The organism is Janibacter sp. FSL W8-0316 (genome assembly GCF_038004165.1).
GTDB lineage: Bacteria > Actinomycetota > Actinomycetes > Actinomycetales > Dermatophilaceae > Janibacter > Janibacter indicus.
Genome location: NZ_JBBOQX010000001.1, coordinates 3,037,766 through 3,057,541, shown reverse-complemented (window position 1 = coordinate 3,057,541; position 19,776 = coordinate 3,037,766). Strand labels below are relative to the sequence as shown.

At 72.0% G+C, this 19,776-nt stretch carries 20 protein-coding genes; 7 read left to right on the top strand and 13 right to left on the bottom strand.

All coding sequences use genetic code 11. From position 1 onward, the window contains the following. The first annotated feature begins 246 nt into the window (after window positions 1–246). Window positions 247–1,428 carry a PucR family transcriptional regulator gene (locus tag NYE39_RS15045; RefSeq protein WP_296216497.1) on the top strand — a complete coding sequence of 394 codons (1,182 nt, stop codon included), beginning with the start codon at window positions 247–249 and terminating at the stop codon, window positions 1,426–1,428. Between the two features lie 229 nt (window positions 1,429–1,657). Here the strand turns inward: NYE39_RS15045 and NYE39_RS15040 are convergent, their stop codons facing one another. Further along, the gene (locus NYE39_RS15040) at window positions 1,658–2,278 is read right to left on the bottom strand and encodes an alpha/beta hydrolase family protein (RefSeq protein ID WP_341013162.1); all 621 of its coding nucleotides are present in this window, start codon (window positions 2,276–2,278) and stop codon (window positions 1,658–1,660) included. After that, entirely contained in the window at window positions 2,271–3,149 is an 879-nt protein-coding gene (locus NYE39_RS15035) for an SOS response-associated peptidase (RefSeq protein WP_341013161.1), read from the bottom strand. Before NYE39_RS15035 ends, NYE39_RS15040 begins: the two co-directional genes overlap by 8 nt. 98 nt (window positions 3,150–3,247) lie before the next feature. Between NYE39_RS15035 and NYE39_RS15030 the strand changes: the two genes are divergently transcribed. The 4 genes from NYE39_RS15030 to hisN are packed head-to-tail and all read left to right on the top strand — an operon-like array spanning window position 3,248 to window position 7,009. After that, window positions 3,248–3,763, top strand: a complete 516-nt coding sequence (locus NYE39_RS15030) for a DoxX family protein (RefSeq protein ID WP_341013160.1) — start codon at window positions 3,248–3,250, stop codon at window positions 3,761–3,763. Window positions 3,764–3,769: 6 nt separating this feature from the next. After that, complete coding sequence (gene aroA, locus NYE39_RS15025; RefSeq protein ID WP_341013159.1) at window positions 3,770–5,068, top strand: 3-phosphoshikimate 1-carboxyvinyltransferase; 1,299 nt, start codon at window positions 3,770–3,772, stop codon at window positions 5,066–5,068. Then, complete coding sequence (gene rsgA, locus NYE39_RS15020) at window positions 5,068–6,168, top strand: ribosome small subunit-dependent GTPase A (protein WP_072623938.1); 1,101 nt, start codon at window positions 5,068–5,070, stop codon at window positions 6,166–6,168. Before aroA ends, rsgA begins: the two co-directional genes overlap by 1 nt. 43 nt (window positions 6,169–6,211) lie before the next feature. Next, the gene (gene hisN, locus NYE39_RS15015; protein ID WP_192911565.1) at window positions 6,212–7,009 is read left to right on the top strand and encodes a histidinol-phosphatase; all 798 of its coding nucleotides are present in this window, start codon (window positions 6,212–6,214) and stop codon (window positions 7,007–7,009) included. A 66-nt stretch (window positions 7,010–7,075) separates the two neighbouring features. Here the strand turns inward: hisN and NYE39_RS15010 are convergent, their stop codons facing one another. From NYE39_RS15010 to NYE39_RS14970, 9 genes are all read right to left on the bottom strand, one after another. Further along, the gene (locus NYE39_RS15010) at window positions 7,076–7,912 is read right to left on the bottom strand and encodes a hypothetical protein (RefSeq protein ID WP_341013158.1); all 837 of its coding nucleotides are present in this window, start codon (window positions 7,910–7,912) and stop codon (window positions 7,076–7,078) included. A 158-nt stretch (window positions 7,913–8,070) separates the two neighbouring features. Beyond that, window positions 8,071–9,447, bottom strand: a complete 1,377-nt coding sequence (locus NYE39_RS15005) for a M16 family metallopeptidase (RefSeq protein WP_341013157.1) — start codon at window positions 9,445–9,447, stop codon at window positions 8,071–8,073. Further along, window positions 9,444–10,739: a M16 family metallopeptidase gene (locus tag NYE39_RS15000; RefSeq protein ID WP_341013156.1), complete on the bottom strand. Its 1,296-nt coding sequence runs from the start codon at window positions 10,737–10,739 to the stop codon at window positions 9,444–9,446. The genes NYE39_RS15005 and NYE39_RS15000 overlap by 4 nt, the downstream gene beginning before the upstream one ends. Window positions 10,740–10,783: 44 nt before the next feature. Then, on the bottom strand, window positions 10,784–12,166 hold the full coding sequence (locus tag NYE39_RS14995) for an NAD(P)/FAD-dependent oxidoreductase (RefSeq protein ID WP_341013155.1): 1,383 nt from the start codon (window positions 12,164–12,166) through the stop codon (window positions 10,784–10,786). Between the two features lie 99 nt (window positions 12,167–12,265). After that, window positions 12,266–13,234 carry a PDR/VanB family oxidoreductase gene (locus tag NYE39_RS14990; protein WP_341013154.1) on the bottom strand — a complete coding sequence of 323 codons (969 nt, stop codon included), beginning with the start codon at window positions 13,232–13,234 and terminating at the stop codon, window positions 12,266–12,268. Then, a complete protein-coding gene (locus tag NYE39_RS14985; protein ID WP_341013153.1) occupies window positions 13,227–13,895 on the bottom strand; it encodes an HAD-IA family hydrolase in 669 nt (222 codons plus the stop codon). Before NYE39_RS14985 ends, NYE39_RS14990 begins: the two co-directional genes overlap by 8 nt. Beyond that, on the bottom strand, window positions 13,888–14,943 hold the full coding sequence (locus NYE39_RS14980; protein ID WP_341013152.1) for a histidine phosphatase family protein: 1,056 nt from the start codon (window positions 14,941–14,943) through the stop codon (window positions 13,888–13,890). Before NYE39_RS14980 ends, NYE39_RS14985 begins: the two co-directional genes overlap by 8 nt. A 10-nt stretch (window positions 14,944–14,953) precedes the next feature. Beyond that, window positions 14,954–15,865, bottom strand: a complete 912-nt coding sequence (locus NYE39_RS14975) for a catechol 2,3-dioxygenase (protein ID WP_341013151.1) — start codon at window positions 15,863–15,865, stop codon at window positions 14,954–14,956. Beyond that, a complete protein-coding gene (locus NYE39_RS14970; RefSeq protein ID WP_341013150.1) occupies window positions 15,865–16,929 on the bottom strand; it encodes a catechol 2,3-dioxygenase in 1,065 nt (354 codons plus the stop codon). The genes NYE39_RS14975 and NYE39_RS14970 overlap by 1 nt, the downstream gene beginning before the upstream one ends. Window positions 16,930–17,027: 98 nt before the next feature. Here NYE39_RS14970 and NYE39_RS14965 point away from each other — a divergent pair, with 98 nt between their 5' ends. Beyond that, window positions 17,028–17,834: an IclR family transcriptional regulator gene (locus NYE39_RS14965; RefSeq protein ID WP_341013149.1), complete on the top strand. Its 807-nt coding sequence runs from the start codon at window positions 17,028–17,030 to the stop codon at window positions 17,832–17,834. Then, window positions 17,831–18,220, top strand: a complete 390-nt coding sequence (locus NYE39_RS14960; RefSeq protein WP_341013148.1) for a Rieske (2Fe-2S) protein — start codon at window positions 17,831–17,833, stop codon at window positions 18,218–18,220. The genes NYE39_RS14965 and NYE39_RS14960 overlap by 4 nt, the downstream gene beginning before the upstream one ends. Window positions 18,221–18,240: 20 nt before the next feature. Here NYE39_RS14960 and NYE39_RS14955 read toward each other — a convergent pair whose 3' ends face one another. Both NYE39_RS14955 and NYE39_RS14950 read right to left on the bottom strand, forming a co-directional pair. After that, complete coding sequence (locus NYE39_RS14955; RefSeq protein ID WP_341013147.1) at window positions 18,241–18,429, bottom strand: hypothetical protein; 189 nt, start codon at window positions 18,427–18,429, stop codon at window positions 18,241–18,243. Between the two features lie 11 nt (window positions 18,430–18,440). Further along, window positions 18,441–19,721, bottom strand: a complete 1,281-nt coding sequence (locus NYE39_RS14950) for an aromatic ring-hydroxylating dioxygenase subunit alpha (RefSeq protein ID WP_341013146.1) — start codon at window positions 19,719–19,721, stop codon at window positions 18,441–18,443. Window positions 19,722–19,776: the final 55 nt, after the last annotated feature.

Below are 19,776 nucleotides of genomic sequence, written 5' to 3'. Positions count from 1 at the left end.
GGTGCGAGGACGGGACACAGTTGCTGTCATGACTCCATCCTCTCGGCTCAACCCCTGCCCTTCGCTGTCCTTCGCGGGTAGGGTTTGGGGCAGTGTTTTGTTCGCTTGGGACAAGGGGTCTCGAGGCTCGGCCGCGGGCGGCCTCGCACCTCGACCAACGGGGTGGGCGGCCTCGCACCTCGACCAACGGGGTGGGCGGCCTCGCACCTCGACCAACGGGGTGGGGCGGTGACGAAGGGAGCGGCGGTGGCAGCAGCAGGGTCCGGGCGCACGGCCCGGCAGGCGGCCGGGCTGGTGCTCGACGAGGCGACGGTCGACGCCCTTCGCGCACAGCTGCCGAGAGTTGCCTCGGTCGTCGTCGCCGAAGTCATGCAGCAGGTCCCGGCCTACGACGTGCCCTTCCAGGGGCGGATGGGCAAGATCATCGAGCGGGCGGTGCAGGTCTCGCTCGCCAGCTTCGTCACGCTCGCGGCCGGCGCCGCGCCGCAGGGCGCCCCCGTCGGGGTGGGTGTCGCCGCCGCGCGCGAGCTGGGGCAGGCGGAGGCCCAGCGGGGCCGCCCCGTCGAGGCGCTGCTGTCCGCCTATCGCGTCGGCGCGAGCGCCGCGTGGCGCGAGCTGTCGGTCGAGGCCATCGCGGCCGGGGTCGACGCCGCAACCCTGGGGCGCTTCGCCGAGCTGGTCTTCACCTACATCGACGAGCTGTCGGCCGCGTCGGTCGCCGGGCACAACCAGCAGACGAGCAGCGCCGAGCGCGAGCGCCTCGTCCAGCTCGACCGCCTGACCCGCGGGCTGCTCACGGGCCTGCCGGAGCTGGCCCTCGACGAAGCGGTCGCCGCGGCCGGCTGGGTGCCGCCGCGCACCCTGACGGCCGTGCTCGTCGAGCGCGATCGGGTGCTCACCACCGCGGGCGTGCTCGACCCGCGCACGCTGACGCTGGCCGAAGACCTGCCCGGTGCCGACGACCACGCCGTGCTGCTCGTCCCCGACAGCGGCGGGCGCTCGCGGGCGCGCCTGCTCGAGGTCCTCGCGGGGCACGACGCGATCGTCGGACCTGCCCGCCCCTGGGCCGAGGTGTCCAGGTCCTACGCCCGCGCCCTCTCGGCCGTGGCGCTCGGGCGCTCAGGTGTCCTCGACACCGACGCCGTGCTGCCGGAGCTCGTCCTCCACGCCGACCCGAGTGCCCTGGCAGACCTGCGCGAGGTGACGTTGGCTCCCTTCGCCGACCTGCCGGAGGAGACCGCCGAGCGGCTCAAGGACACGCTGCGCGCCTGGCTGCTCCTGCAGGGGCGGCGCGAGCTCGTCGCCGAGACGCTGCACGTGCACCCGCAGACCGTGCGCTACCGGATGAACCAGGTCCGCGACCTCTACGGCGAGCGCCTCGCCGACCCCGACGAGGTGCTCGCGCTGGTCCTCGCGCTGGGGCGGTGACCCCTTCGAGACGCTGCGGCCGCGGGCGGCCCCGCTCCTCAGGGGCAGGCAGGCTCAGGGCCGGGAAGAGTGCGGATGGCCGGGAAGACAGAGGATCGCCGGGCAATAGCTCGGCCATGTCCGGATTTCCCGGCCATGCTGGTGCTTCCCGGCCACCCCGCCCTCCCGGAGCCGCAGCAGCTCGAAGCCTCGCCCCACGCAGCCATTGACATCGGTCGACGGCGGGAGATCAGGCCCAGTGCGCGAGCACGGCGTCGGCGACCGCGCCGCCGCCGGTGAAGGAGTGGGTGCCGGGGGCCTCGTCGACGCGCACGTCGGCAGCCCTGTCCCCCAAGGCTGCTCGCACGTCGTCCGGCGACCCGAAGGGGTCCTTGGCGCCCTGCACCACCTGCACGGGCAGCCCCGCCTCGACCGGCAGGAGCAGCTCGTGGATGCGGGACTTGTCCGGCCCCTTGCCCGGCGGCACGAGCGGGAAGCTCAGCGCCAGCACACCGGCGGCCCCGAGCTCCGCCGCCAGCCGGCACGCGACCCGCGCCCCGGCGCTGCGGCCACCGAAGACGACCCGCTCCGACAGCGAGCCCCGCACTCCAGCGACGATCTCGCGCCAGGCGGCGTCGAGCTTGGGCGGCATGGGCGCGACCTTCTTGCCCGCGACCCGCCACGGCATCTCGACGAGCGCCACCTGCCAGCCCGCGTCCGGCAGCCGGGTGGCGATGGCCGAGAGGTCCTTGGCACCGATCCCTCCGCCGGCACCGTGGGTGAGCAGCAGCGTGCCGAAGGGGGTGCCCGTCGCCTCGTGCAGGTGGACGCGGGCGGGGCCTTGGGCGGTGGGGGTTTCGAGCTCAACCATCGGGGTTGATCACCTCGCCGGTCTCGGGGTCGACGACGCCGACGAGCTGGTCGCGGGAGAGCGGCTCGAGCAGGCCGGGGCCGTTGTTGCGGGTGGCGCCGACAGCCGGCGAGATCGGGTGGGCCGCAAAGCGCCCTGGCTGCGCGAAGGCGAGCAGCTCCCCCACCTCGCCCGTGTCCGTGAGCGTCGGGTCGAGCCAGCGGGCCCAGTCCTCGCGCTCGAGCACGAGCGGCTGCCGGTCGTGGATGCGGTCCATGCCCGGGTCCGCGGCGGTAGTGATGATCGTGAAGGTCGTCAGCCACGCGTCGGGGTCGTCACCCGCCGCGACCGCCGGGTCGCGCCAGAACTCGTAGAGCCCCGCGAAGGCGACCGGCGCGTCGTCGCCGCGGTGGATGAAGAAGGGCTGCTTGCGCGGCTTGCCCTTGGCGTCCTTGGCCACCGGCGAGACCTGCCACTCGTACCAGCCGGCGGCCGGGACGATGCACCGGCGGCTGGCCGCCGCCTTGGCGAAGGCCGGCTTGTCGAGGAGGGTCTCGGCGCGGGCATTGGTCATCCGCAGGCCGACCTTGGTCTCCTTCGCCCACGACGGCACGAGACCCCAGGTGAGCAGTCGCAGCTGACGCACCCCCACCCCCGGTTCCTGAGGTGCGAGGGCCTCCGGGCCCGAGCCTCGAAGGGCCCCCTTCGGCACGCGGGTGAGGACGACCGGAGCCTGCTTGGTGGGCGCCATGTTGTAGTCGGGCGTCCCCGCCGGTGGGTCCTGGGGCGACTTGAGGATCGAGCGCGAGGGCTCACCGACGCGGTCCGCGTCGATCTCGAACTCCTCGATCAGGTCGTCGGGGTTGGCCGTGGCCGCATATCGTCCGCACACCCCTCCGAGACTAGGCCCACGGCCGATCCCGACTACGGTAGGAGGCGTACCCGCCGGGAGATTCCCGGTGACCACACGACGACAAGGAGCCATCACCCATGATCGTTCGTCGCATCGCCCGTCCCATGCTCGCCGGAATCTTCGTCTGGGGCGGCATCAACGCCCTGCGCTACCCCACCGCCCATGCCCCTGCGGCCGAGCCTGTCACCAAGCCCCTGGCGGCCAAGACCCAGCTGCCCGACGACACCGAGCTGCTCGTGCGCGCCAACGGCGCCGCGATGGTCGCCGGCGGCGCGCTCCTCGCCACCGGCAAGGCTCCCCGCCTGGCCTCCGCGCTGCTCCTCGGGACGATGGTCCCGACGACCGCGACCCACAACTTCTGGGCCGAGTCCGACCCGCAGGCCAAGGCGGGCAAGCTCACCCAGTTCATCAAGGACGTCAGCCTCATGGGCGGGCTGATCCTCGCCGCGGTCGACACCGAGGGCAAGCCCGGCGTCGCCTACCGCGCCAAGCTCGCCGGCGAAGGCATCGAGCGCACCGCCCGCCAGGCCCGCAAGTCCGCGGCCCGCGAGGCCAAGCTCGCCGCCCTCCAGGCGAAGCAGGCGGTGTCCTGACCGGCGATGACCAGTCCTGATTGGCATGCCCCGGCAGCGTCCGGTCGCCTCGACGCGACCGTGACGCTGCCGGGGAGCAAGTCCCTCACCAACCGCTACCTCGTCCTCGCGGCTCTCGCCTCCGACATCTCCCGCCTGCGACGCCCCCTTCGCTCCCGGGACACCGAGCTCATGGCCCAGGCGTTGCGCCAGCTCGGCGCGAGCATCGACAACGCCACGTCCACGGCCTCCGGCTCCCCCGACTGGATCATCCACCCCGCGACCCTGCGCGGCGGCCGCACCGTCGACTGCGGCCTCGCGGGCACGGTCATGCGCTTCCTGCCCCCGGTCGCGGCACTGGCCAGCGGTCCGGTGACCTTCGACGGCGACGAGCACGCACGGGTGCGCCCCATGGCCGCGATCATCGACGCGCTGCGGGACCTCGGCGTCACCGTCGAGGACGAAGGGAGAGGCACCCTCCCCTTCGTCGTGGAGGGAACGGGCTCCGTGCGGGGCGGGCGGGTCGTGATCGACGCCTCCGCGTCCTCGCAGTTCGTCTCCGCGCTGCTGCTCGCCGGGTCGCTCTTCGACGAGGGCGTGACGGTCGTCCACGACGGCAAGCCGCTGCCCTCGCTGCCCCACGTCGAGATGACCGTCGAGACGCTGCGTGACGCCGGCGCCGCGGTCGACGACTCCGAGGCCAACACGTGGCGGGTCGAGCCGGGCGAGCTGCTGCCGCTCGACGTGACCGTCGAGCCCGACCTGTCCAATGCCGCGCCCTTCCTCGCCGCCGCGCTCGTCGCCGGGGGCCGGGTGTCGGTCCCGGACTGGCCCGGCCACACGACCCAGGCCGGCGACATGATCCGCGACGTCCTCGACCGGATGGGCGCCGAGGTCAGCCTCGACTCCCGCACGCTCACCGTCGCCGGCGACGGTCGCCCCAGCGGCATCGACGTCGACCTGCACGATGCCGCCGAGCTGACGCCGGTCGTCGCCGCCGTCGCGGCGTGCGCCGACGGGCCGTCGATCATCCGCGGGGTCGCCCACATCCGCGGGCACGAGACCGACCGGATCAGCGCCCTCTCCCGCGAGCTGGGCGGCATGGGCGTCGAGGTCACCGAGCTCGACGACGGGCTACGGATCGACCCGGCGCCCTTGCGCCCCAGCACCTTCCACACCTATGCCGACCACCGCATGGTCATGGCCGGAGCGGTCCTCGCCCTGCGTGCCCCCGGCACGGTCATCGAGGACCCCGCGACCGTCGGCAAGACGCTGCCGCGCTTCGTCGACCTGTGGCAGGGCATGCTCGAGGCGTCGGAGGGCTGATGAGCCGGTCCTCGCGCAGCTGGGACGAGTCCGACGTCCGCGTGCGCCCCAACCGCCGCGGCTCCCGGCCACGGACCAAGGACCGCCCCAAGCACGAGGACGCGATCGTCGGCCGGGTGACGGCCGTCGACCGGGGTCGGTGGACGACGCTCGTGCCCGCCGGCGAGGGCCTGCCCGAGCGCGTGGTCATCGCCATGCGGGCGCGCGAGCTCGGCCGCTCCCCCGTCGTCGTCGGCGACCGGGTCGCGATGGTCGGTGACACCTCGGGTGCGCCCGACACCCTCGCCCGGATCGTGCGCATCGAGGAGCGGGCCACCGTGCTGCGGCGCACCGCCGACGACACCGACCCCGTCGAGCGGGTCATCGTGGCCAACGCCGACCAGCTCGTCGTCGTGGCCGCCCTCGCCGACCCCGAGCCGCGCCCGCGCCTCATCGACCGCTGCCTCGTCGCGGCCTACGACGCCGGCATGGACCCGCTGCTCGTCCTCACCAAGTCCGACCTCGCGTCCGCCGAGGACTTCCTCGCGCAGTACGCCCCCCTCGACGTCCCGCACGTCGTCACCTCTGTCCTCACCGAGGGCAGCGAAGGGCTGGCCGAGCTGCGCCGTCGCCTCGCCGGCCGAGTCTCCGTGCTCGTCGGCCACTCGGGCGTCGGCAAGTCGACCCTGGTCAACGCGCTGTGCCCCGACGCCGACCGGGCCACCGGGCACGTCAACGACGTCACCGGTCGGGGACGACACACCTCGACCAGCGCCCTCGGCCTGCGGCTGCCGCCTCTCCCCCCTTCGCACGACCGTGAGGACGTGCGGGCCCAGGAGGCCGAGCCGGTGGACCCGGACGCTGCGGGCTGGATCATCGACACCCCGGGCATCCGCTCCTTCGGGCTGGCGCACGTCGATCCGGACCGGATCATCGGGCACTTCCCCGAGTTGGCCGAGGGCGCCGACGAGGGCTGCCCGCGCGGCTGCACCCACGACGAACCGGACTGCGCCCTCGACGCCTGGGTCGCCGCGGGGCACGCCGGGCCGGGCGGGGAGCAGCGGCTGGACTCCCTTCGTCGTCTGCTGCGGGCGCGGTCCGGCGAGTCGGACGAGCGCTGAGCCGGTCCCCCGCCGGGGCCGCTGGTGCGGGTACGTTGACCGGATGGCCGACAGTTCCCCCTACGCCGATGACCTGCGCCTGGCCCACGTGCTGGCCGACCAGGTCGAGCGGATCACCATGGCCCGCTTCCAGGCGGCCGACCTCGTCGTCGAGTCCAAGCCCGACCTGACGCCCGTCAGCGACGCCGACCGCTCCTGCGAGGAGGCGATCCGCGCGCAGCTGGCTCGTTCTCGCGGGCGGGACGCCGTGCTGGGCGAGGAGTTCGGCAGCTCCGGCAACTCGCAGCGCCGCTGGATCATCGACCCGATCGACGGCACGAAGAACTACGTCCGCGGCGTCCCCGTCTGGGCCACCCTCATCGGGCTCGTCGACGGCGAGGACTGCGTCGTCGGGCTCGTCGCGGCCCCCGCCCTCGGCCGACGCTGGTGGGCGGCGAAGGGCGCCGGCGCCTGGACCGGCCGCTCCCTCGCCCAGGCCAAGCAGATCCACGTCTCGCGGGTCTCGCAGGTGGCCGACGCATCGCTGTCCTACAGCTCGCTCGACGGCTGGCGCGGGCTGGGCCGGGCCCGCAACTTCCTCAACCTCACGTCCGACCTGTGGCGCACGCGGGCCTACGGGGACTTCTGGTCCTACATGCTCGTCGCCGAGGGCGCGGTCGACCTCGCCGCCGAGCCCGAGCTGGAGCTCTACGACATGGCCGCGCTCGTGGCCATCGTCGAGGAGGCCGGCGGGCGCTTCACCTCGCTCGACGGGGCCCCCGGCCCTTGGGGCGGCAATGCCCTCGCCTCCAACGGCCTGCTCCACGACGAGATCCTGCGCCGGCTGGCGCCTGACGCCTGAGGGGCGAGCACAAGAGGTCGTCCTGGTGCATCTCGTGCCGTTGACGAGGGCATTTCGGCCGATGCACTACCTCTTGTGCTCGCGACGCAGCCGGCGGGTGCGCAGCCACTGCTCCGGAGGCACGAGGTGCTCCCCCGTCGCCAGGACCTGCGCGAGCCACATCGCCGTCGCATCCCAGTCGGGGAAGCACATATCGTAGGTCAGCCGACTCGTGCGGTACCCGAGCGCGGTCGCGCTGAAGTCCCGACCCCGGTCCTTCGCGTAGGCGTCCTGGTCCTTGTGGTGCGTCTTGCTGTCGCACTCGATGATCCAGCGCTCACCCACGAGCATGTCCACCCGGCCGACGCCCGGAATCTTGACCTGTGGACGCACCGGCACCCGCTGGAGCAGGAGGTGCAGACGCACCTTGGACTCGCTCCCTGACTCGGGCAACCCCGAGGCATGGGCCAGCACTCGCTGCACCTGCCTCGGTGAGGCCCGGCGAATCGCCGCGACGTCGGCCTCGTGGAGCAGCTCCAGGTGCATGGCCGACTCGGCGAGGATGCCCACGTCGACAGGGTCGACGCAGCGAGCCGCGTGCTCGAGGAGCAGCGCGGGTGAGGCCACCGGGTCGTCTTCGGGCCACGCGTGGTGATAGCCGTGGTCGACCCACGCCCCGGGCACCGGATGCCCACGTCGGCCGTAGACATGTCGGCCGCGTCCTGGCGGCGTCCAGATCCCGTGATGCCGTGCGGCCGTCAGACAGGTCGTGCGCAGCCCCTGGCCCAGGGCCGCGATGATCGCGTCATCCGTCCCCGGGAGCACGAGGTGGCGGCCGGCTCTCACCAGTCGCTCCTCGGCGACCAGACGGTCGATCTGCCGACGTGAGTAGTGCTCGCGCAGCTGGGCGTGGGTGTAGATCATCGAGCCAGTCCAACGGCCCGCACCCAGCGGCTCCAGTGCCACCGCGAGACTGGGGACGAGCCGAGCGACTGCTCGCCCCCTGTGCACAAAGGGGCGTCCTGGTGCATCTCGTGCCGTTGGAACGCCCATATCGGGCAGAGGACGACCTCTCGTGCACGTCAGTTCGGGACGACGGTCACCGGCCCGAGCCCGAGCTCCTCGACCTCGTCGCGGTAGGTCGAGGCGTCACCGACGACGACGATGGTCCACTCGGGCCGCACATGGTCGCGCCACGCGGCGTCGAGGTCGGCGGCGGTGAGCCGGCGCATCGCGGCGATCACGTCGCTGGTAAAGCTCAGCGGCAGGTTGTCGCCCGCCAGCCCGCTCGTCTCGTCAGCGATCGCGTCGGCGGTGTCATAGCGCCCGGGCGCGGTGAGCGTCATGAAGTCGACCCCGGCGCGGGTCTCGGCCTCGGTGAAGCCCTCCCCGACCCCACCGAGGATCTGCGAGAGCAGGCGAAGGGAGTCGACCGTCGAGTCGGCGCGAACCGACCCCGAGACGGTGAAGGCGGAGCCCACCTGGCGCGGGCGGAAGCCGGCCCGGATGCCGTAGGTGTAGCCCTTGTCCTCGCGCAGCACCTGGTCGATGCGGGCATTGGGCGCACCACCGATGACCCAGGCGAGGACGGGGAAGGGGGCCCAGCCGGACTCGACCCGCCGGTCCGGGCCCGGTCCGCCGATGAGGATCTCCGACTGCACCGACCCCGGCCGGTCGACGAGCACCACGCGAGCGGCGTCGTCGGCACGCGGCGCGGGCGCACGGTCGGTCGAGGCGGCGCGGCCGGCGGTCTCCCACGCACCGATCGTCGCGGCGAGCAGCGCGTCGACGTCGATCCCGGTGAGGTCGCCGGCGACGACCACCGTCGAGCCCTGGGGGTGCACGTGCGTGGCGTGGTAGTCGACGACGTGCTCGCGACGGATCGCCGCGACCGTCTCGGCCGAGCCGGAGGCCGGCCGGCTGGCCCGGGTGTCCCGGTCGTAGTAGCTCGCCGCCCACTCCTTGAAGGCGCGCCGCCCGGCGGAGGCGCGCTCCTGCTCGATCTCGGCCAGCCGAGTGCGGACCACCCGGGTGACCTCGCCCTCCTCGAAGGTCGGCTCGGACAGGCACTCGGTGAGCAGCTCCAGAGCCTCGGGCAGGAAGCGCTGCGGCACGTCGAGATCGACGCCCAGCGCCGCCTCGCTCATGCCGGCCCCGAGCGCGATGCCGCGCCGCTCGAGCAGCTCCGACAGCTCGCGCTGCCCGTGCGTGCTCGTGCCCTCGTCGAGCAGCCGCGCCATGATCCACGCGACGCCCTCGACCTCGCGCGGCTCGTGCCGCAGGGCCGCCGGCACGGTGACCCGCACCGAGATGACGTACTGGCCGGGCACGTCGTGGACGAGTGCCCGGATGCCGTTGGGCAGCTCGACCTCGCGCGGCTCGGGGAAGGCCCACTCCCCCGGCGCCGCCACCTCGGGCCGTGGGACAACGGGCGTGCTCGTGCTCTCGACCTCGCTCACGCGACCTCCTCCTGCTCCTGGGCCGCCCGGTAGACGACGGCGGCTCGACTCTGTGGCCGCAGCCACCGGTCCGCAGCCGCCTGCACCTGCTGCGGCGTCACCTCGGCCAGCCGGTCGAGGAAGGTGTTGATGAAGCCCGGGTCGTCGTGCAGGCAGGTGTAGTGCCCGATGAGGTCGGCCCGCTCGTCCTTGGCCGCGAGCGCCGACAGCCAGGCGCGCTCGGCCTGCGCCCGCACCGCCTCCAGCTGCTCGGGCGTCGGCCCCTCGTCGGCGAAGGCGCTCAGCTCGGCGCACACCCGCTCCTCGAGCGCATCGGTGTCGACGCCCTCGGCGACGTCAACGACGACGAGCCCGAGTGAGACGCCGTCGACGAAGCCCATCGCCCCGACGTCGACGCTGTTGGCCACCTGCTCCTCACGCACGAGGTGCTGCTCGAGCGGCGAGAAGCTCAGCCCGCCGAGGCAGTCCAGGGCCATCGAGGCGGCGAGGAACTCGTCACGGGTGTCACCCCCTTCGGCAGGGAGCCGGAAGGCCAGGTGGATCCGGTCGTTGGGCACCTCGTCGACGACCTCCTCCCGCAGCGGCTCCGGCAGCGGCGGCAGGGGCGCGACCGGCGCCCGCCGCGGCTCGGCCCGGTGGGTGATGTGCCCGAAGTAGCGCTCCGCCAGCTCGAGCGCCCGCTCGGCGGTCACGTCACCGACGATCGTCAGGACGGTGTTGTCGGGGGCGTAGTGCCGGGCGAAGAAGTCGTGGACGTCCTGCACGGACGCGGCATCGAGGTCCTCCATCGACCCGATCGTCGGGTGGTGGTAGGGGTGCCCCTGCGGGAAGACCGTCGCGTAGACGCGGGTCAGCGCCTGGCCGTAGGGCTGGTTGTCGTAGCGCTGGCGCTTCTCCTCCTTGACCACGTCGCGCTGGTTGTCGAGGTTGGCCTGGTTGACCGCAGCCAGGAGGTTGGCGTGCCGGTCGGCCTCGAGCCACAGCGCCAGCTCGAGCGCCCCCGAGGGGATCGTCTCGAAGTAGTTGGTCCGGTCGAACCACGTCGTGGCGTTGAGCCGACCGCCGACGCCCATGAGCGCCTGGAAGTGCTCGCCGTTGGCCACGTGCGCGCTGCCCTGGAACATCAGGTGCTCGAAGAGGTGCGCGAAGCCGGTGCGCCCGGGCTCCTCGTGACGTGATCCGACCCCGACCCACAGGTTGACCGTGACGGTCGGGGTCGTGTCGTCCGGCTGCACGACGACGCGCAGGCCGTTGGGGAGGGTGTGGTCCTCGAGGGTGAAGTCCAAGGGCATGGACGCACCTTACGACGCGCGCCCGGGAGGAGTCCCGTCAGCCGTCAGGAGGCCTCGCGCCGCTGCTCCTGCTCACCGGTGCGCGGCAGCTCGGGGAAGGCGTTCTCGCCGAGGTCCTCGATGGCCCGGCGGGCGAAGACCTGCTGCATCGTCGTCGCACGCTCGTTGCGGTTGTTGCCGACGAAGGTGATGATCCAGTTGAGCAGCGTGGAGACGCGGTTCTTGAAGCCGACCATCGCCATGAGGTGCACGGCCAGCCAGGCGAGCCAGGCGATGAAGCCGGTGAGCTTGATCTTGCCGATGCTCGCGACGGCGGAGTACTTCGAGATCGTCGCCATCGAGCCCTTGTCCTTGTAGACGAAGGGGGCCTGCGGCTCCTTGCCCTCGAGGCGCCCGAGGATCTCCTGGGCCGCGTAGCGGCCGCCCTGGATCGCCAGCTGGGCGACGCCGGGGTAGCCCTTGAGGTTGATCATGTCGCCGACGAGGAAGATCTCCGGGTGACCCTTGAGGGTCAGGTCCTCCTCGACCTGGACGCGCCCGGCGCGGTCGATCTCGGCACCGGCCTGCTCGGCGACGAGCTTGCCGAGTGGCGAGGCGGCGACGCCGGCGGCCCAGACCTTGGTCATGGCTTCGATGCGCTGGGTGGAGCCGTCCTTGTACTTGACGTCGATGCCGCTGCCGTCGACGTCGGTGACCATGGCCCCGAGCTGGACCTCGACGCCGCGCTTCTCGAGGCTGGCCCGGGTCTTGCCGCCGAGGCGGTCTCCGAAAGAGGGCAGCACCTGGTCGGCGCCGTCGAGCAGGATGACGCGCGCGTCGCGGGGGTTGATGCAGCGGAACTCGTGGGCGAGGGTCTTGTGCGACAGCTCGGCGATCTGGCCGGCCATCTCGACACCGGTCGGGCCGGCGCCGACGACGACGAAGGTGAGCAGCCGCTCGCGGTCCTCGGGGTCGGTCGTGGTCTCGGCCAGCTCGAAGGCGCCGAAGATGCGGCCGCGCAGCTCGAGGGCGTTGTCGATGTCCTTCATGCCCGGCGCGTAGCGGGCGAAGTGGTCGTTGCCGAAGTACGACTGTCCGGCACCGGCGGCGATGATCAGGCTGTCGTAGGGCGTGACCGTCTCCTGGCTCAGCGAGCGGGAGGTGACGGTGCGCGCCTCGATGTCGATCTCGTGGACGTCGCCGAGGATCGTGCGGACGTTCTTGTCGCGGGCGAGGATGTCGCGGGTCGCCGGGGCGATGTCGCCCTCGGAGAGGATGCCCGTGGCCACCTGGTAGAGCAGCGGCTGGAAGAGGTGGTGGCCGGTGCGCGAGACGAGGGTGACCTCGACGTCCTTGCCGCTCAGGGACTTCGCGGCGAAGAGGCCGCCGAAGCCGGAACCGATGATGACGACGCGGTGCTTGCCAGAGTTAGCGCTCACGCCTTCCATTGTGGCCCAGCGCATGGCGAAGGGAGAAATCGCGCCCCTCCCCTGTGTCCACCGGCACATCCGACCTGATAGGGGCCACAGAGGGCCGCTCGCGGGCCGTCACAGGTCGAGCTCGAGCCGCGCGCACGTCGGCCGAGAGACGCAGATCATCATCTCCTTCATCGCAGCATGCTCCTTCTTCGTCATCACGAGGTCGCGGTGGTCGACCTCGCCCGAGATGATCGCCGTGACGCACGAGCCGCAGATGCCCTCTCGGCAGTCGTTGTCGACGTCGACCCCCAGGGCGAGGGCCTTGTCGAGGATGTTGTCCTCGGGAGCCAGACGCAGGGTGTGGCCGGAGCGCGCCAGCACGAGCTCGTAGTCGTCGGCGTCGAGCGCCTGGCCCACCACCGGTTCGAGGCCGTCGCGGCTGAAGAGCTCGAAGCGCACGACGTCGTGGTCGGGTCCGTGCACGGCCTCGGCCGCGGCCTGCACGGCCTGGAGCAGCCCGAGGGGCCCGCACACGTAGACGAGCCCGCCCTCGGGCAGGTCACGCACGAGGGCCTCCAGGTCGGGGCGACCCTGCGCGTCCTCGGCGAGGAAGCTCACCCGATCCCCGAGCACCGCCAACCGGTCCCGGAAGGCCATGGCCCCGCTCGTGCGGCCGCCGTACGTCAGGTGGAAAGGTCGGTCCTCCCGGGCGAGGTGCTCGGCCATGGCCATCATCGGCGTGATGCCGATCCCGCCCGCGACGAGCGCGTGGTGCGACGCGTCCTCAAGGGCGAAGGTGTTCCTCGGCCGGGTGACGAGCAGTCGGTCCCCGACCCGCAGCTCGTCGTGGATGTAGGCCGAGCCGCCACGCCCTTCGTGCTCACGCAGGACCGCGATCTCCCAGTGGTCGCGGTCGGTCGGGTCGCCGCACAGCGAGTACTGCCGGGTCGTGCCGTCGGGCACGTAGACGTCGATGTGGTCACCCGGCGCCCACTCGGGCATGGGGTCCTCGCTCTCGATCCGGGTCAGCCGCAGGGACAGCACTCCCTCGGCCTCCCACTGCATCCGGGAGACCCGGACCTCTCTCTGCTCAGCCATCGCGGACCACCTCGTCCAGTCCCATGAGTGTGCGCGCCCGGTCGAAGGACGCGTCCGGATCCGTCACGTCCAACCACACCGACGGGATGCCGAGGGCCTCGGCACCCGCGATGTTGTGCGGCTGGTCGTCGACGAAGACCATGTCGGCGAAGTCCACGCCGAGCCGCTGCGCGAGTCTGCGGTACAGCTCGGGGTCAGGCTTGAGCACGCCCTCGACGGACCCGTCGACCATGACGTCGACGGTGTGGATGATCTCCGTGCCGTCGATCCAGTCCTGGGTGTGGAAGGCGCGCATGTCGTTGGTGAGGATCGCCGTGCGACGACCGGCCGCGAGGGCCTCGGCGAGCAGCGCGCGGGCCTGCGGGCGAATCATCCGCGGGCCGGGCGGCGAGTAGAGCGACTCGAACATCACCGGCACCTCGGGGGCCGAACCCCCCGCCTCGTGCCATGCCTGCGCCTTGCGCGCCCAGTACTCCCGTTCGCTGAGGCGACCCTCCTGCAGGTCCGCCCACAGCGGGTCCGGTCGCTGCCGCGTCGCGAGCGGCCCCTGCTCGAGGAAGAGGTCACGGACCACCCCCTCGGGCTCGCGGACCGCCATCTCGAAGGGGGTCAGCAGGACCGGCCCGCCGAAGTCCAGGACGAGCGCCGGAACGTCAGCCATCGGTGACCTCGAAGCGGGGCTCGGCGTTGGCCGGCAGGAGGTCCTCGTCGGGGAGGCTGACCTCCTGCACCCGGTTGCGGTAGAGCACGAGCGCTCCCTTCGCCCCGGCGACGAGGCGCACCCGGACGAACTCGGTGTTGAAGGGCTCGCCCGGGTCGTAGCCCATCGCCGTCGTGGCGAAGGCGCGGATCGGGCCCGAGTGCGTCGCGACGACGATCGTGCGGGCGCCGGTGCGCTCGCGGGCGGTGAGGATGCCCCGCCAGAAGCGCTTGACGCACTCGACGGGTGGCTCGAAGGAGAGCATCGGCATCGTCAGCCAGTGGGTGATCGGGTCGCCGCCGCCCTGCTGGATGCCCCAGAAACGGTCGACGTCGACGAGCCACCCGGGCCGCTCGCCGAGACCGATCCGCTCGTAGCGCTCCATCTCCCGCTGGTACCAGCGGTACGCGCTCGTCACATCGCGCGGCCCCTGGGGGGTGCGCACCTCGAAGTTGCGAAAGTTTTCGTCGTCGTGGATCACACCGATCCGGGGGGCACGGCCGAAGAGCGCGGAGTTGTCGACGAGGCCGCGGCGCAGGTGTTCGGCGGTCTGCCGGGCCCGGTTGGTCGGGGCGCAGAGCAGCTCCACGGGCATGTCGTCGGTGACCCGACGCGCGATCTCCTGGCCGCGCCGGTGGGCCTGCCAGGAGCCGAGGGGGGTCAGGCCGGACTCGGTCGAGTAGCCCTGGGTCTCGCCGTGCCGCACGAGGTAGATGTCGCAGTCGACCTGGGTCAGCTCCTCGCGGCGCTCCGGCACGATCTCCTTGGTGCGCGTCACCTCCGCCCAGGCGCGTGAGCTGCCCACGACCCGGCCGTCGTAGAGCACCTCGTCGCCGCCGTCACGCTCGCGGAATCGCCGCAGGTAGAGAGGGGTGCTCTCGTCGCGCTCGTCGTCGGGGTCGGAGTCCCGCGCACTCGGCACGGCCTGCCGGGACAGGTGCCGCGTGAGGTAGGCCGGGGCGTCGGGGCGCTCGGTCCGGGGCAGGGAGGTCGTCGGCTTCGTCGTCATCGTCGCCCCCTCAGCTGTGGACCGTGAGGTAGCGCTGGTCGACGGCACCGTCGTAGTAGAAGAGGGCGCGGCCCATCTCCGCCTCCGTCCACGTGATCGGCTCGCTCCCGGGGTCGACCCAGTAGCCGCCGGTGAACATCTCGTTGCGGTTGCCCGCGGGGTCGAAGAAGTACAGGCACTGCCCGCGAGTGGCCCCGTGCCGCGTCGGGTTCGTCTCGAGCTCGACACCGTGGTAGATGCACGCATCCGCCGCGTTGCGCAGGTCGTTCCACCCGTCGACCCAGTACGCGAAGTGGTGCAGGCCCGCGTTGGGGCCGGTGAGGAAGGCGATGTCGTGCGAGCGGTGCGAGACCTCGAGCCAGGTGGCGATCTGGTAGCCGTCGTCGCCGAGGACGCGCTCGGTGAGCCGGAAGTCGAGGTGCTCGACGAGGAAGGCGGTGACCGTGTCGACCTCCTCACCGGTGAGGAAGACGTGGTCGATGCGCGGCGGCGCGATGCCCACGAGGCCCATCGGACGCGGCGGTGGGTTGGTCTGGGGCAGCAGGTTGCCCACCTGCTGCATCCCGTGGACGAGCTCCATGTCCTGGCCGCTCGGCAGGGTGAAGCGAATGGCCGCCCCGTGCCCGGGGGCCCACTCGTCCGCGGAGTAGCGGCGCACGTCGACGCCGGCCGCCTCGAGGCGCTGCTGGTAGTGGTCGAGGTCGGCCAGGTCGGTGACCTTGAAGCCGAGGTGGTTCAGCCCGTGGGTCGGCTCGTGGGTGAGGACCACGCTGTGGTGCTGGTGCTCGTCCCAGCACTTGAGGAAGACGCGGGAGTCGTCGCGCCCGGTCTCGATCATGCCGACGACCTCGCAGTAGTAGGCGGTGGCCAGCTCCAGGTCCGGCACTCGCAGCTCGACGTGGGACAGTCTCAGGATGCTCATCAGGTGTGCACTTTCATGAAGCGGTCGTTGAGTTCGCCTTCGTAGTAGAAGATCGCGCGGCCGGCGTTGTCTCCGGTCCACGTGAGGGTCGGGAAGTCGGGGTCCGGCCGGTAGCCACCGGTGAAGACCTCGTTGCGGGTCCCGAGGGGGTCGAAGAAGTAGATGGTCGAGCCACGCGTGATGCCGTGGCGCGTGGGGCCGACGTCGACCTGGATCCCGTGGTGCGCCAGCACGTCCGCGGCGTCACGCACCTCGTCCCAGTCGTCGAGCCAGAAGGCGAAGTGGTGCAGCCCGCCGTTCGGCCCCTGCACCACGGCGAGGTCGTGCGGGGTGTGCGAGCGCTCCATCCACGTGCCCACCTGGTGGCCGTTGCCGTCGAGGAGCTGCTCGGTGATGCGAAACCCGAGGACGTCCCGGTAGAACTGCGTGGCCTCCCCCACCTCCTCGGCGGTGACGAGCGTGTGGTCCATGCGCGGTGGCCCGATGTGGTCACGGGGGAAGGGTTCGAGGCCACCGGCCTCGATCCGCGACCGCGGACGGGCTCCCACCTTCTCGACGTCGGCGACGAGCTCCATGACGTGGCCGCTCGGGGTGGAGAAGCGGATCGACTCGCCCTGGCCCACGGACTCGCCGGCCGAGACCCGCTCGACGGGGAATCCGTAGCGGGAGACCCGCTGCTCGAGGTCGGCGAGGTCGTCAGCGTGGTGCACCTTGAAGGACATCAGGTCCATGCCGACGCGGGGCGCATACCTCAGCCGAAGGGAGTGGTGGTCCTCCTCGTCCCAGCACCGCAGGTACACGGCGTCGCCGGTCCGGGCCGTGACCTCCATGCCCATGACCTGCGTGTAGTACGCCGTCGACAGGTCGAGGTCGGTCACCGAGACGTCCACGTGGCTCAGGCGCAGGATCCCTCGCGGCGGGCCGGCGACGGTCCCGGCCGCCCTGCGGCGCGAGTCCGTCGGGTCGATGCCTCGAGAGCGCTCGGAGGGCGCGTCCGGCGCCATGACCCGGCGCATCCCCTCGGGTGTGGCCTCGGCGAGGTCCGGGTCGGTGTCGTCTGCCATGGCCTCACCGTGGCCGTCACGCCCGAGGCTCGCGGTGGGTGTTCCGGTAGGCAGGACACCATTTGCCGCGCAAGCGGGGCGCCCCCGAGTCTGGTGGCGTGGACGAGCACGCGGGACGGCCCGCACCCGGGCGGACGCGAGGGGAGCGCACCGAGCGGCTGACGAGTGCCGCGGCGACCGCGCGAATCCTCCAGGCCTTCGGCCACCACGCGACCCAGCTCGGGGTGAGCGAGCTCGGCCGTCGCGTCGGGGTCAGCAAGAGCACGGCTCACCGGATCATCTGGACGCTCGTCGACGAGGGCCTGCTCGAGAAGGTCGAGGAGACCGGACTCTTCCGCCTGACGAGCACGATGCGCTCGCTCGGCCAGCGCGCCGAGACGGCGCAGCAGCTCCACGAGGCGGCGACGATCCCCCTCGACGAGCTGCGCACCCTCACCCGGGGCACCCTCCACGTGGCGATTCTCGACGGCGCGGACGTGCTGTACATCGAGCGAAGGGAGGGCCCCGGCACCATCCCCGTCTTCCGCGAGGTCGGCAGCCGCAACGCGGCCCACTGCACCTCGAGCGGCAAGGTGCTGCTCGCCCACCTGCCGCACGACCAGCAGGATCGCGCGGTGGACCGACTTCGCCTGGGTCGCAAGACTCCTCGCACGATCACCACGCGGGAGGAACTGCTGCGCGAGCTCGCCGTCGTCCGCCGGCAGGGTTTCGCGGAAAACAGGGGCGAGTCCGAGCCGGGCATGTGCTCGATCGCCGCGCCGGTGCGCGCGCCCCTCGGCGCGGTCGTCGCCTCGTTGTCCGTGGCGATGTACGTCGAAGACGTGGAGGTCGGGCTGAGGCACCTCGCACCGCCGGTGATCCAGGCGGCCAACCGCGTCTCGGCCGCTCTCGGATGGCGCCCGTGACCGGGCCGTGGCTGCGGATCTGCCGCGTCGAGGACCTCGACCGCGCGCACCCGCTCGCTGTCGAAGTGACCACGCCTGACGGCAGCACCGCGCGGGTGTGCGTCGCGCTCACGCCCGACGGCACCCCGTCGGTGCTGCTCGACCGGTGCCCGCACCGCGACATCGCGCTGTCCGGCGGGATCGTGCGCGACGGCGAGCTCGTCTGCCCGGGACACTTCTGGAGGTTCGACACCCGGAGCGGCGCGCGCACCGACGCCCCGACCGCAGGCGCGACGGTGCACCCGAGCCGGGTCGTCGACGCGTGGGTCGAGGCCCGGGTCCCCGACCCGCCCGCCCCGGCGTCGATGCGAGAGTGGCTGCTCGCCCGGGCCCGGGAGCAGCCCTAGGGGTCGCCCCCCCGTCGTCCCTAGTGCTCCGGCTCGGAGAGGATCACGCGATCGGAGATCGTCACCGTGCACTGGCTGGAGCACCGGGGGCACCAGCACAGGAAGTTCTGCTCCCGCGCGCTCCAGTACTCCTGGACGAAGGCCCGCTGGTCGCGCAGGTCGCGGCCACACACGGGGCACCACGCAACCGCCCGGTCCACGGCGTCCATGGCTCCTGCGCTCAGACCGTGGCCGGCTCGGCCGGGCCGGCCACGTCGGCCGGTGGCTCGTCGCCGAAGAGCTCGAAGATCTCCTTGCGGATCGGGCTGTACCGGATCGAGCTCTCGGCGAGCCACATCTTGCGGAACTCCTCGGCGCTGCCGAACTTGTCCTTCTCCATCGGCAGGTCGATCTGGCCCGCCGGGTCCTGGTCGCGGTAGGTGCAGATCGGGTCCTGACCATCGGCCACGACGTCGATCTGCTCCGTGAAGAGCCGGCGCAGGGTGATCACACCGAGGTCGGAGCGGCCGAGGTGCTCCTCGGTGCGGTCGGCGATCTCGCCCTGGGTCACCCAGGCGGTGATGTCCTGGCCGTCGACGTAGTCGCGCAGCCACTGCCCCTGCTCGTCCTTGAGCGGCACCTCGTAGACGGGGATCGACTCCTGCTCGGGCACCGCACCGCCCGGCGTGTAGCACTGGTACCACACGTGCCATGTGTGGGTGTCGTCGACGGGGACGCGGATCTGGAAGGTCGCCAGACCGCCGCTGCCGACGCGCAGCATGCCGGGGAAGACCAGCGGGTGACCGACCTTCCAGTCCTCGTCCTCCTCGGTCTGCCCCTCGAGGATCCGGCGCTTGAGGATCCCGTGCTCGAAGACCTCGAAGGCGACCTTGACGTGCTTCTTCGTGACGACGGGCAGGGGCGGCTCGCCGGCGAGCTCCTTGAGGAAGGAGCCATAGCGCCCGTGGAGCCACTCGACGTGGTGCGGGTCGACGGAGTTCTCCATGATCTGCAGGAAGTTGCACGGCAGCTCGGCGTGCGCGATGTCGCGCCAGGAGTCGGCCATGACGAAGAGGTCGTAGCGCGGCAGCGGTGGCGCCGGGGACTCCTCGGTGTCCGGCCCGAGATAGGCGAAGACGAGCCCGCCGAGCTCCTGCACCTTGTAGGCGGTGGCCCGGATCCGGTCCTTGAAGTCCGAATCGGCGGGCTCACCCGGCTGGTCGAGGCACTGACCGCTCGTGTCGAAGAGCCAGCCGTGGTAGCCGCAGCGCAGGCCCCGCTCCTCGGTGCAGCCGAGGGTCAGCGAGGCGCGTCGGTGCGGGCACCGCTCCTGCAGCAGCCCGAGACGTCCCTGCGCGTCGCGGAAGAGGACGAGGTCCTCGCCGAGCAGGCGCCGCTTGATCGGGATGCGGCCCACCATGTCGTGCGTGGCGATGGGCCACCAGTAACGACGGAGCAGCTCACCCATCGGCGTGCCCGGCCCCACGCGAGTCAGCAGTTCGTTCTTCTCATGGCTCAACATGCGGCCGACCATAGGGAGACGTGGCAAGGGAGGGAAGGCCCGCGTTCCCGGGTGA